Origin of the sequence: Rhizobium sp. YJ-22 (assembly GCF_029601685.1) — a bacterium.
Lineage (GTDB): Bacteria > Pseudomonadota > Alphaproteobacteria > Rhizobiales > Rhizobiaceae > Metarhizobium.
Genome location: NZ_JARRIR010000006.1, coordinates 125871 through 137914, shown reverse-complemented (window position 1 = coordinate 137914; position 12044 = coordinate 125871). Strand labels below are relative to the sequence as shown.

The window sequence follows — 12044 nt, the reverse complement described above, 5'->3', positions numbered from 1 at the left end:
TAAAAACGAACGATTGAAGGCTGTCATGACGCTGGAGCAGCTCCGGATTTTCACCGCCGTCGCCGCCTGCCAGCACGTCACGCGGGCAGCGGAACGCCTGAACATGACGCAATCGGCGGTGAGCGCGGCCATTGCGGCGCTGGAAGTCCGTCACGGCGTCAAGCTTTTCGACCGCATCGGCCGCTCCATCCTGCTCAACGGGGCCGGCCAGCAATTTCTCGAGGAGGCGCAAAAAGTGCTGGCGGCGGCGCAAGCGGCGGAGGCGGTGCTGAACGATCTTTCCGGCCTCGGGCGTGGCGCGCTGACGATCATGGCGAGCCAGACGGTTGGCGCCTACTGGCTTCCGGGGTGCCTTGCGGCTTTCCGCCAGCGGTTTCCCGGCATCCGCCTGCAAGTGTCGCTCGGCAATACCACGGAGGTGACGCAGGCCGTTCTGGAAGGCCGCGCCGAACTCGGCCTCACCGAAGGCACGGACGCGCCCCGCGGCCTCCTTTCGCGACAGATCGCCGAGGACGAGATGATCGTCGTCGTCTCGCCCCTCCATCCCTGGGCGCGGCCGGGCGCGGTCGTCGACGATCTTCGCGACAGCGCCTGGATCCTGCGCGAGGCGGGATCGGGCACGCGACAGGCGTTTGTGCGGCTGCTCGAGGCCGCCGGGCTATCGCTCGATGCCATCGATATCGAGCTGGAACTGCCCGGAAACGAGGCGGTGATCGGTGCCGTTGAGAATGGATTGACCGCCACTCTGGTGTCGCGCAGCGTGGTCGCGGCGCCGCTGCAATACGGCCGCCTGGCGCTTGCGCCAGTCGCTCCGCTACCGCGTCCCTATTTCCTGCTGCGGCACCCGGAGCGTTATCGCAGCAAATCGGCGGAAGCCTTTGAACGACTCCTTGAAAATAAGGCATGACCTGCCATCTTTCTCCCTCAGATCCGCGGTTTGCGCGCGGATTGCCATTCCCGGCGGTTCCGGCCTCAAATGATTGATCGAATGACTTTTTCGCTGACCATGATTTTTGCTGCGAGGGCTTCGGCTCCATGACACCGCGAGATGGCGTGACACCCTCCAATTTCGACTTTCTGGCGCACCGCGGCGAAATGGCCCGCCTGATCGCGGCGTTCGACTGGTCGGGGACCCCCTTGGGGGTTCCGGCGCAATGGCCGCAGGTTTTGAAATCCACCATCGCACTCATCCTGCAGTCGCCGGTGCCGATCGTCACGCTCTGGGGCGAGGACGGCATCATGCTCTATAACGATGCCTATTCGGAATTCGCCGGTGCGCGGCATCCCGCGCTTCTCGGTTCCAAGGTGCGCGAGGGCTGGGAAGAGGTCGCGGATTTCAACGACAATGTCATGCGCGTCGGGCTCGCCGGTGGAACGCTCGCCTATCGCGACCAGGAGTTGACGCTTTATCGCGAAGGGCGGTCGCATCAGGCCTGGCTCAATCTCGATTATTCGCCGATCATGGGGGCGGACGGCAGGCCGGTCGGCGTCATGGCCATCGTCGTCGAAACCACCGGCAAGGTGCGGGCTGAAAGATGGCGCAAGGGCGAGCAGGAGCGCCTGCGCCAGATGTTCGAGCAGGCGCCGGGCTTCATCGCCATGATGCGTGGCCCCGACCATGTCTTCGACCTCGTCAACCAGGCCTATCTGCAACTCGTCGAGCACCGCGAGGTCATCGGCAAGCCTGTGCGCGAGGCGCTGTCGGATTTGCGCGGTCAGGATTTCTACGAGCTGCTCGACCGGGTCTATGCCAGCGGCGAGCCCCATTCCGCCATCGCCATGCCGGTTCATCTGGCGCCGGCTTCCGGTGGGCCGACGGAAACCAAATTCGTCGATCTCGTCTACCAGCCGGTCACCGATCAGGACGGCGTGGTCATCGGCATCTTCGTGCAGGGCACCGACGTCACGGAGCGGGTCGCGGCCGAGGAGGCGTTGCGCGCCAGCGAGCAGCAGAGCCGCCAGATTCTCGATGGCGCCGTCGACTACGTCATTCTCGCGCTGTCGCTCGATGGCATCGTGCTGCGCTGGAACGAGGGTGCGCATCGCATCTTCGGCTGGGCCGAGGAGGATGTTCTCGGTCGCCACTGGGAAATGCTGTTCACGCCGGAGGATCGGTTGAGCGGCAAGCCCCAGGAGGCGATGGACGCCGCCATGCGGCTCGGCACCGCCCATCACGAACGCTGGCATCTGCGCAAGAACGGCGAAGCCTTCTGGGCGAGCGGCGAGATCAGCCCGATCCTGGACGGCGCCGGCAAGCCGATCGGTCTCGTGAAGGTGTTGCGCGATCATACCGCCGAACATCTCGCCGCCAGCGCCATGCGTGAGCTGGAGGCCCGGTTGCGGCGGGCGCAGGAGGCGGGCGGCGTCGGTCTGTTTTCGCTAAACCTCGAAACCAGCATCCTCGTTCCCACGCCGGAATTCTGCAAGATCTACGGTGTGCCCTATGCCGAAGCCCTGCCGATTTCGGTCATCGAGGAACTGGTTTTTCCCAGTGACCGCGACATTGCCTCCAACAGCGACAGCCGACGCGACGGCCACTCGCCACTCAACGTCGAATACCGCATCCGCCGCGCCGATAACGGCCAGAAGCGCGTCATCGCCCGCAAGGGCGAATTCGAACGGGACGAGCAGGGAAATCTGGTACGTTTCGTCGGCGTCGTGCAGGACGTCACCGAGCAGCGCCGCGCCCAGCAGGAGTTGCGCGAGAGCGAGGCGCGGTTTCGCGCCCTGACCCAGGCGATCCCCAACCATGTCTGGACCGCCCGGCCCGACGGCAAGGCCGATTGGTTCAACGAGCGTGTCTACAATTACACCGGCTGCAAGGCGGAAGAACTGATCGAGGATGGCTGGGCTCGCGTCATGCACCCCGACGATAGCGCGGCGGCGGAGGAGCGTTGGCAGGCCTGCCTGCGCTCCGGCGAGGTCTACCAGGCGGAATTTCGCCTGCGGGACCGCCATGGCGGCTATCGCTGGCATATCGCGCGCGCCGTGCCGATTCGTGCCGAGGAGGGCCGCATCGTCCGCTGGATCGGCACCAACACCGATATCGGCGAATTGCGCGCCACGCGCGAAAAGCTGGAGGCGCTGAACCGGACGCTGGAGCAGCGGGTGGCCGAACGCACGGCCGATCGCGACCGCATGTGGCGGCTCTCCACCGATATCATGCTGGTCGCCGCCTTCGATTCGCGCATCACCGCCATCAATCCGGCCTGGAAAGCCGTGCTCGGCTGGGAGGAGGGCGATCTTATCGGTCAGTCCTTCATGGACATGATTCATCCCGACGACTACCAGGCGACGTTGCACGAAGTTTCAAAGCTCGGCAGTGGCCTGACGACCTTTCTGTTCGAAAACCGTTATCGCTGCAAGGACGGCAGCTATCGGATGATTTCCTGGACAGCCGTGCCGGACGAAGGTTTCATTCACGCCGTCGGCCGCGATGTGACGGAGGAGCGGGCGGCGGCCGAAACCCTGCGCCGCACGGAAGCGGCGCTGCAGCAGGCGCAGAAGATGGAAGCCATCGGCAACCTGACCGGCGGTGTCGCCCATGATTTCAACAATTTGCTGCAGGTCATAGCCGGCAATCTGCAACTCCTGTCGAAGGACGTCTCCGGTAACGAGCGGGCGGCGCGGCGCATCACGAGCGCGCTGGAAGGCGTCAGTCGCGGTTCGAAACTGGCGGCGCAACTGCTGGCCTTCGGCCGGCGCCAGGCGCTCGATCCGCGCGTCGTCAGCATCGGCCGCCTCATCCGCGGCATGGACGAGATGCTGCGTCGGACCATCGGCGAAGGTGTCGAAATCGAAACCATCGTCTCCGGCGGCCTGTGGAACACGCTGATCGACCCGATGCAACTCGAAAACGCCCTGCTAAACTTGGCGATCAACGCCCGTGACGCCATGGACGGTTTCGGCAAGCTGACCATCGAGGCCGGCAATGCCTATCTCGACGACGCTTATGCGCGGTTGAACGACGATGTCCAACCCGGTCAGTATGTCGTGCTGTCGGTGACCGATACCGGCAGCGGCATGTCGGCCGATATTGTCGAAAAGGTGTTCGAGCCGTTCTTCTCCACCAAGCCGGAAGGCAAGGGCACCGGGCTCGGCCTGTCGATGGTCTATGGCTTCGTCAAGCAATCCGGCGGCCATGTCAAACTCTACAGCGAAGTTGGCCATGGGACGACCGTAAAGATCTACCTGCCGCGCTCGCTGCAGGTGGAGGACGTCGAAGTGCAGCGGCTGGATGCGCCGATCGAAGGCGGCGCCGAGATCATCCTGGTGGCGGAGGACGATGCCGGCGTGCGCGCCACCGTCGTCGAGATGCTGCAGGATCTGGGCTACCGGGTTTTGAAGGCATCGGATGCGGCCGCCGCGCTCAGCATCGTCGAGAGCGGCCTGACCATCGACCTGCTGTTCACCGACGTCGTCATGCCCGGCAGCCTGAAGAGCGCCGACCTTGCCCGCAAGGCGCGGGAGCGCCAGCCGCAGATGGCGGTGCTGTTCACCTCGGGCTATACGGAAAATTCCATCGTCCATGGCGGGCGGCTGGACCCGGATGTGCAGCTCCTCTCCAAGCCCTACACGCGTGAGGCCCTGGCGCGCAAGATCCGCCATGTGCTCGATGCCAACAAGCAGAGATTGGCCAAACCGAAGCCGCCAGCGCCTGAGCAGGCGGGGCCGCCGCCAGTCTCGGGCCTGCGGGTGCTGGTCGTCGAGGACGATGCGCTGATCCGCATGAACACCGCCGACATGCTGGCCGATCTCGGCCATGCCTGTCTTGAGGCCGCTTCGGGCGACGAGGCGCTGAAGCTTCTGGAAAGCAACAGCGTCGACGTGTTGCTGACCGATTTAGGCCTGCCCGGCATGGATGGCGAGACTTTGGCCCGGCAGGTGCGGCAGACATGGCCGGCAGTCGCCATCGTCTTCGCCACCGGCAGCGACGCCGCGCCGACCCTGCCCGGCCCGTCGCCAGCCACCTGGCTCGGAAAACCCTTCGGCGTTACCGAACTCGATGCCGCGCTGCGCCGCGTCGCAGACCGGCCGCGCAGCCCCGCCGACGTGAACTGACGATCCCGTCCCGCCGTTCGCAGACACACGGACCGTTCGAGCCGCAGGGCTCGAACGGTGTTGTTCCTCGCTTGCATTACGTTCTCAACCGCATTACAATATAAAGATATCTTTATGCGATTATGGAAGTAGTGCGATGAATGCTTTCGACCGGCTCTTCGGTGCCGTCCAGCCCGACCCTGCGTCGCCGCGCGCGGCGCTGATGGAGGCGGCGCGTCAGCGTATCCTCATCCTCGATGGGGCCATGGGCACGCAGATCCAGGGGCTCGGCTTCGGGGAGGATCATTTTCGCGGCGACCGTTTCGGCGGCTGCGCCTGCCACCAGCAGGGCAACAACGACCTGCTGACCCTGACCCAGCCGGCGGCGATCGAGGAAATCCATTTTCGCTATGCCATGGCCGGCGCCGATATCGTCGAGACGAATACCTTCTCCTCGACCTCCATCGCCCAGGCCGACTATGCCATGGAAGACATGGTCTATGAGCTGAACCGCGACGGCGCGCGCCTCGCCAAGCGGGCGCTGCGCCGTGCCGAGGCGATCGACGGCAAGCGCCGTTTCGTCGCCGGTGCGCTCGGGCCGACCAACCGCACCGCCTCGATTTCCCCCGATGTCAACAATCCCGGCTACCGCGCCGTCACCTTCGACGATCTGCGGATTGCCTATGCCGAGCAGGTGCGCGGCTTGATCGATGGCGGCTCCGACATCATCCTGATCGAAACCATCTTCGATACGCTCAACGCCAAGGCGGCGATCTTCGCCACCCGCGAGGTGTTCGAGGAAAAGGGCGTCGACCTGCCGATCATGATCTCGGGCACGATCACCGACCTTTCCGGCCGCACGCTCTCCGGCCAGACACCGGAGGCGTTCTGGAATTCGGTGCGCCACGCCGATCCCTTCTCCATCGGCCTCAATTGCGCGCTGGGCGCCAATGCCATGCGCGCGCATCTGGCGGAAATCTCCTCCGTCGCGCAGGCCTTCGTCTGCGCCTATCCCAATGCCGGCTTGCCGAACGCCTTCGGTCAGTATGACGAGACCCCGGAGGAGATGGCCGCGCAGATCGAGGGCTTCATGCGTGATGGCCTCGTCAACATCGTCGGCGGCTGCTGCGGCTCGACGCCGGAGCATATCCGCGCTATCGCCGATGCAGCCGCCCGCCATCGTCCACGGGAAATCCCGGATATCCCGCGTCACATGCGACTCTGCGGCCTCGAGCCCTTCACGCTGACCGAGACCATTCCCTTCGTCAACGTCGGCGAGCGCACCAACGTCACCGGCTCAGCGAAATTCCGCAAGCTGATCACCGCGGGCGATTATGCGGCCGCCCTCGACGTCGCCCGCGACCAGGTGGCGAACGGCGCGCAGGTCATCGATATCAACATGGACGAGGGCCTGATCGACTCGGCCAAGGCGATGGTGGAATACCTCAACCTCATCGCCGCCGAGCCGGATATCGCCCGCGTGCCCGTGATGATCGACAGCTCCAAATGGGAGGTGATCGAGGCGGGCCTGAAATGCGTGCAGGGCAAGCCGCTGGTCAATTCCATTTCGCTGAAGGAAGGCGAAGAGGCCTTCCTTCATCATGCGAAATTAGTGCGCGCCTATGGCGCGGCCGTCGTCGTCATGGCCTTTGACGAGACCGGCCAGGCCGATACCAGGGCGCGCAAGGTGGAAATCTGCACCCGCGCCTACAAGCTGCTGACCGAAGTCGCGGGCCTCGCGCCCGAGGATATCGTCTTCGATCCCAACATCTTCGCGGTCGCCACCGGTATCGAGGAGCATGACAATTACGGCGTCGATTTCATCGAGGCGACGCGCGAGATCACCGCGACGCTGCCGCACGTCCATATTTCCGGCGGCGTCTCCAACCTGTCCTTCTCCTTCCGCGGCAACGAGCCGGTGCGCGAGGCGATGCACGCCGTCTTCCTCTACCATGCCATCCAGGCGGGCATGGACATGGGCATCGTCAATGCCGGCCAGCTCGCCGTTTACGATACGATCGAGCCGGAGCTGCGCGAGGCCTGCGAGGACGTGGTGCTGAACCGTGCGCCGAAGGCCGGCGGCACTGCCACAGAGCGCATGCTGGAAATCGCCGAACGCTTCAAGGGCGCCGGCGCCAAGGAGGCCAGGGAGCGCGATCTCGCCTGGCGCGACTGGCCGGTGGAAAAGCGCCTCGAACACGCCCTCGTCAACGGCATCACCGAATTCGTCGAGGCCGACACGGAGGAGGCGCGCCAGAGCGCCGAACGGCCGCTGCATGTCATCGAAGGGCCGCTGATGGCCGGCATGAACGTGGTCGGCGACCTCTTTGGCGCCGGCAAGATGTTCCTGCCGCAAGTTGTGAAGTCCGCCCGCGTGATGAAGCAGGCGGTCGCCGTGCTGCTGCCCCACATGGAGGCTGAAAAGCGCGCCAATGGCGAGGCCGGCACGCGGCAGGCGGCCGGCAAGATCCTGATGGCGACGGTCAAGGGCGATGTCCACGACATCGGCAAGAACATCGTCGGCGTGGTGCTCGCCTGCAACAATTACGAGATCATCGATCTCGGCGTCATGGTGCCGGCGACGAAGATCCTCGAAACCGCGCGCGCCGAAAATGTCGATATCATCGGCCTCTCCGGCCTGATCACCCCGTCGTTGGACGAGATGGTGCATGTGGCCTCCGAGATGGAGCGTCAGGGTTTCGATATCCCGTTGCTGATCGGCGGCGCCACCACCTCGCGCGTCCACACGGCGGTGAAAATTCATCCGCGCTACGAGGCGGGACAGGCGATCTACGTGACCGATGCCAGCCGCGCCGTCGGTGTCGTTTCCAGCCTGCTGAGCCCGGAGATGAAGCCCGGTTATATCGAGACGGTGAGGGCGGAATACCGCAAGGTCGCCGACGCCCATGCCCGCAGCGAGGCCGAAAAGCAGCGTCTGCCGATCGGCAAGGCGCGCGAAAACGCCTACAAGGCCGACTGGTCCGCCTATCGGCCGAAGAAGCCATCCTTCCTCGGCACCCGCGTCTGGCAGGATTGGGATCTGGCCGAACTCGCCCGCTACATCGACTGGACTCCTTTCTTCCAGACTTGGGAGTTGAAGGGCGTCTATCCGAAAATCCTCGAGGACGAGAAGCAGGGCGAGGCCGCCCGCCAGCTCTTTGCCGATGCGCAGGCGATGCTGGAAAAAATCATCGCCGAGAAATGGTTCATGCCGAAGGCGGTTGTCGGTTTCTGGCCGGCGAGCGCGGTGGGGGATGACATCCGCCTGTTCACCGACGAGGCGCGCGATGGCGAACTCGCGACGTTCTTCACGTTGCGCCAGCAGCTTTCCAAGCGCGACGGCCGGCCCAATGTGGCGCTCTCGGATTTCGTCGCGCCGCTGGAAAGCGGCAAGCGGGATTATCTCGGCGGCTTCGTGGTCACCGCCGGCATCGGTGAAATCGCCATTGCCGAGCGTTTCGAGCGGGCAAACGACGATTATTCCTCAATCCTCGTCAAGGCGCTGGCCGATCGTTTCGCCGAAGCATTCGCCGAGCGCATGCATGAATATGTGCGCCGCGAACTCTGGGGGTACGCGCCCGACGAGACCTTCGGCCCGACCGACCTGATCGGCGAGCCCTATGCCGGCATCCGCCCCGCGCCCGGTTACCCGGCCCAGCCGGATCATACCGAAAAGACGACGCTGTTTCGCCTGCTCGACGCGGAAAAGGAAATCGGCGTGACCTTGACCGAGAGCTATGCCATGTGGCCCGGCTCTTCCGTCTCTGGCCTCTATATCGCCTCGCCCGAAAGCTATTATTTCGGCGTCGCCAAGGTGGAGCGCGATCAGGTCGAGGATTATGCCCGGCGCAAGGACATGGCGGTTTCCGAGGTCGAGCGCTGGCTCGGCCCGGTGCTCAACTACGTGCCGCGATCGGAAGCGGCCGCCTGAAAAAGCGGTGATTTCCCTCAGGCGCCGCCACGAATCGGGTTGTGCGGGGCGGCGGGCTGTGGTCATATCTGCCTGTCCGAGGTGCCGGCCGTTTCGAAAGAATCGGTCGGAGAATTGGGAAGCCGGTTTGAAGCCGGCGCTGCCCCCGCAACGGTAGCAGAGCGAAACGGGTGACGAGAACCACTGGGCCGGACGGCCTGGGAAGGTGTCGCCCGATCCGGAAAACCGGATGGCTCTGGAGCCCGGAAACCAGCCACGGATCGATGAACTCGACTGATCGCGGTGGGCGATCAAGAGGCGTTCCGGGCTGGCCGCGGCGGCGTCATGACGCTTGCGGCACCATCTCCGGCGTTTCCCTCGATCCACCATGCCCAGTCCTTGCAGCCACGAGGACCGACCATGGAATTCTACCTTTCTGCCGCTGCCGCCGATATGGCCGGGCGTCTGCCGTCCCCCGAGGACGTGTTTTTCGCCTGGATGCTGAACCTGCCCGCCGGCGCAGACCTGCCGCGGGCGGCGCGCGCCGAGATCGCCCGCATCGACGGCGCCGGCCGCGATTGCTCCAGGCTTCTGCATCTGCGCCGCCTGTTCCAGCAGGTCACCGCCGGCTCGCTGCAACCGGCCATGCGCCGCCAGCGCCGTATCCGCCACTGAAACGCGAAAGGGCTCCCGGCTTGGCGGCCGGAAGCCCTTGTTTCGAGAGGACGTGGTTTCAGGCCTCGATCTCGATTTCGCCCTTAGGGCGGGAGCAGCAGGCGAGGATATAGCCCTCGTCGATTTCCTCGTCGAGGATGCCGCCATTGTGTTCCATCTCGACGTCGCCAGCGAGTTTCATCACCTTGCATGTGCCGCACAGCCCGGATTCGCAGGCCGCGCCGATGCGCACGCCGCTGGCGCGCGCCGCCTGCAGCACGGTGTGGCCGGGCTCGCACAGGCCGGTCTTGCCGGACATCGTAAAGATGACCTTGGTTGCTTTCGCGCCGTCGGAGTGATCGGCGACCACCACCGGCAGTTCCGGCGCACGCGGCTGGAAGGCCTCTTCATGATAATTCGCCATGTCGAAACCGGCACCCGACAGGGTGTCGCGCACCGTCGCCATAAACGGCTCCGGCCCGCAGCAGAACACGGTGCGCTCCAGGAAATCATGGGCGAGCAGGGCGATCTTGGCCTTGTCGATGCGGCCGCGCAAACCGGCCCAGAGCTGGCCGCGGCCGATCTCCTCGATGATGAAGCCGAGCGTGAAATTCGCCATCTCGCGGGCGCGCGCCTCCAACTCCCAGCGGAAGATGATGTCGTCGGGCGAGCGGGCGCAATGGATGAAGGTGATGTCGCTATCCGGTGTGCGGTCGCTCATGTCACGCGTCATCGACATCATCGGGGTGATGCCGGAGCCGGCCGAGATGAACAGGTATTTCCGGCCGGGATGCCTGGCATAGGAAAAATCCCCGAGCGGACCGATCGCCTTGAGCCGCATGCCGGGGCGCAGGTTGTCGAACATCCAGCGCGTGCCGATCGAGCCCGCCTGCGCCTTGACGGTGACCGCCACCGTATAAGGCCGCGACGGGCTCGACGACAGTGTATAGGTGCGCATCACCGGCTCCGGGGTCGCGGGAATTTCCAGCGTCACGAACTGGCCGGGCAGATAGCGGAACCAGTGGCCGGGATTATCCGGCCGAAAGGTGAAGGTCATCACGTCGGGGGCTTCCGGCGTGACGGCGACGCATTCGAGGCGATGCTCCCGGTCGGACCACGGACGCATCTCGTCGACATGGCGATAGGCGGGCGAGGCGGCGCTCATCTCAGGCCACCGCCGACAGCGGCATCGGTTCGCCCTTGAGGCGGCCGGTCATGAAATTCGCATACCATTCGACGAACTGCATGACGCCGCCCTCGTGCTCGACCGAATAAGGGCCGGGCTCATAGACGGGCGAGCGGATGCCGAAGGCATTTTCCTCGACAATGGCCCGGTCCTGGTCGTTGGTCATGTTCCAGACATGCGTCAGTTCTTCGACATCGTAGTCGACGCCCTCGACCGCATCCTTGTTGACCAGCCAGGTGGTGGTGACGGCCGTTTCCTCCGGCCCGAGCGGCAGCACGCGGAAGGATATCGCATGGTCGATCAGGATGTGGTTCCAGGTCGTCGGATAATGGAACAGCAGCAGCGTCCCGATCTGCGAGGTGGCGACATCGGGCGAAAGCGGCTTGCGCACCGCCGGCTGGCCGGTCATCGTGTAGCTTTCGGCGCCCTGGATCAGCGGCATGCGGGCGACGCGGAACTGGCCGGAGGGATCCATGCGGAATTCACTGGGCAAGCCGGCCGCCTCGCAATGCTGCCAGTGTTCGACGATGACCGGATCGTCCTTTGCGCCCTGCACGCCGGTCGCGGTCGGCGCTTCCGGATAGGTGCGGCAGAGTTCGGGATGGTTGCCGGCACAGTGATAACATTCGCGGTTATTTTCCCAGACCAGCTTCCAGTTGCCCTTCTCGATGATCGTGGTGCGATGCGCGACCTTGGCCTCGGAGAGCCGGTGCGGCTTCATATAGGGCTCGATCGAGGCGCGCATGGGCGCGAAATCGGCGGGCTCGGCGGCGAGGCAGATGAAGATGTAACCGGCGACGGTCTCGCAGGGCACCGGCTTCATGCCGAAATCCGCCTTGTCGAATTCGGCCCCCATCTGGCGGGCGAAGACCAGCGAGCCGTCGAGATCGTAGGTCCACTGGTGATAGGGGCAGACGAGCTTGGCGGCGGCGCCGCGCTCCTGCGTGCAAACGCGGTGGCCGCGATGGCGGCAGGTGTTGTGGAAGGCGCGGATGACGCCGTCGCGGCCGCGCACGACAACGAGCGGATAATCGCCGATCTGGGCGGTGAAGTAATTGCCGGCGCGGGGGATTTCGCAATCATGGCCGATGAACAGCCAGTCGCGATACCAGATTTCCTCCATGTCGACCCGGAAATAGTCTGGGTCGATGTAGAAGGGTTGCTGCAGGCTGAAGCCGTCCCTGCGGGCCTGAAGCTGGCGAAGCATGTCACCACGAACGTTCATTCTCATTATCCCTTTGATGGGATTGGGGA

At 64.7% G+C, this 12044-nt stretch carries 6 protein-coding genes and 1 riboswitch; of the genes, 4 read left to right on the top strand and 2 right to left on the bottom strand.

Going from position 1 to position 12044, the window contains the following annotated elements:
* Positions 1 to 25: 25 nt before the first annotated feature.
* The 4 genes from P7F60_RS15590 to P7F60_RS15575 all read left to right on the top strand — a co-directional run bounded on the left by P7F60_RS15590 (position 26) and on the right by P7F60_RS15575 (position 9625).
* Positions 26 to 907 (top strand): LysR family transcriptional regulator, encoded by an 882-nt coding sequence (locus P7F60_RS15590; protein ID WP_277918657.1) that lies wholly within the window; start codon positions 26 to 28, stop codon positions 905 to 907.
* A 128-nt stretch (positions 908 to 1035) separates the two neighbouring features.
* A complete protein-coding gene (locus P7F60_RS15585) occupies positions 1036 to 5061 on the top strand; it encodes a PAS domain S-box protein (protein ID WP_277918656.1) in 4026 nt (1341 codons plus the stop codon).
* Positions 5062 to 5197: 136 nt separating this feature from the next.
* Entirely contained in the window at positions 5198 to 8971 is a 3774-nt protein-coding gene (gene metH / locus P7F60_RS15580) for a methionine synthase (protein ID WP_277918655.1), read from the top strand.
* Positions 8972 to 9033: 62 nt separating this feature from the next.
* Positions 9034 to 9244: riboswitch (cobalamin riboswitch) on the top strand.
* 126 nt (positions 9245 to 9370) lie between these two features.
* Positions 9371 to 9625 carry a hypothetical protein gene (locus tag P7F60_RS15575; RefSeq protein WP_277918654.1) on the top strand — a complete coding sequence of 85 codons (255 nt, stop codon included), beginning with the start codon at positions 9371 to 9373 and terminating at the stop codon, positions 9623 to 9625.
* A 58-nt stretch (positions 9626 to 9683) separates the two neighbouring features.
* On the opposite strand, the gene P7F60_RS15570 is transcribed toward P7F60_RS15575, so the two are convergent.
* Together P7F60_RS15570 and P7F60_RS15565 are read right to left on the bottom strand one after the other, a co-directional pair.
* Complete coding sequence (locus P7F60_RS15570; RefSeq protein WP_277918653.1) at positions 9684 to 10769, bottom strand: hybrid-cluster NAD(P)-dependent oxidoreductase; 1086 nt, start codon at positions 10767 to 10769, stop codon at positions 9684 to 9686.
* A 1-nt stretch (position 10770) separates the two neighbouring features.
* Positions 10771 to 12015, bottom strand: a complete 1245-nt coding sequence (locus tag P7F60_RS15565) for an aromatic ring-hydroxylating dioxygenase subunit alpha (protein ID WP_277918652.1) — start codon at positions 12013 to 12015, stop codon at positions 10771 to 10773.
* Positions 12016 to 12044 lie beyond the last annotated feature (29 nt).

What these genes read in the sequence shown, in the direction of transcription:
- P7F60_RS15565 (WP_277918652.1), bottom strand. Translation starts at nt 12,015, where the DNA reads ATGAACGTTCGTGGTGACATGCTTCGCCAGCTTCAGGCCCGCAGGGAC.
- P7F60_RS15570 (WP_277918653.1), bottom strand. Translation starts at nt 10,769, where the DNA reads ATGAGCGCCGCCTCGCCCGCCTATCGCCATGTCGACGAGATGCGTCCG.
- P7F60_RS15590 (WP_277918657.1), top strand. Translation starts at nt 26, where the DNA reads ATGACGCTGGAGCAGCTCCGGATTTTCACCGCCGTCGCCGCCTGCCAG.
- P7F60_RS15575 (WP_277918654.1), top strand. Translation starts at nt 9,371, where the DNA reads ATGGAATTCTACCTTTCTGCCGCTGCCGCCGATATGGCCGGGCGTCTG.
- metH (WP_277918655.1), top strand. Translation starts at nt 5,198, where the DNA reads ATGAATGCTTTCGACCGGCTCTTCGGTGCCGTCCAGCCCGACCCTGCG.
- P7F60_RS15585 (WP_277918656.1), top strand. Translation starts at nt 1,036, where the DNA reads ATGACACCGCGAGATGGCGTGACACCCTCCAATTTCGACTTTCTGGCG.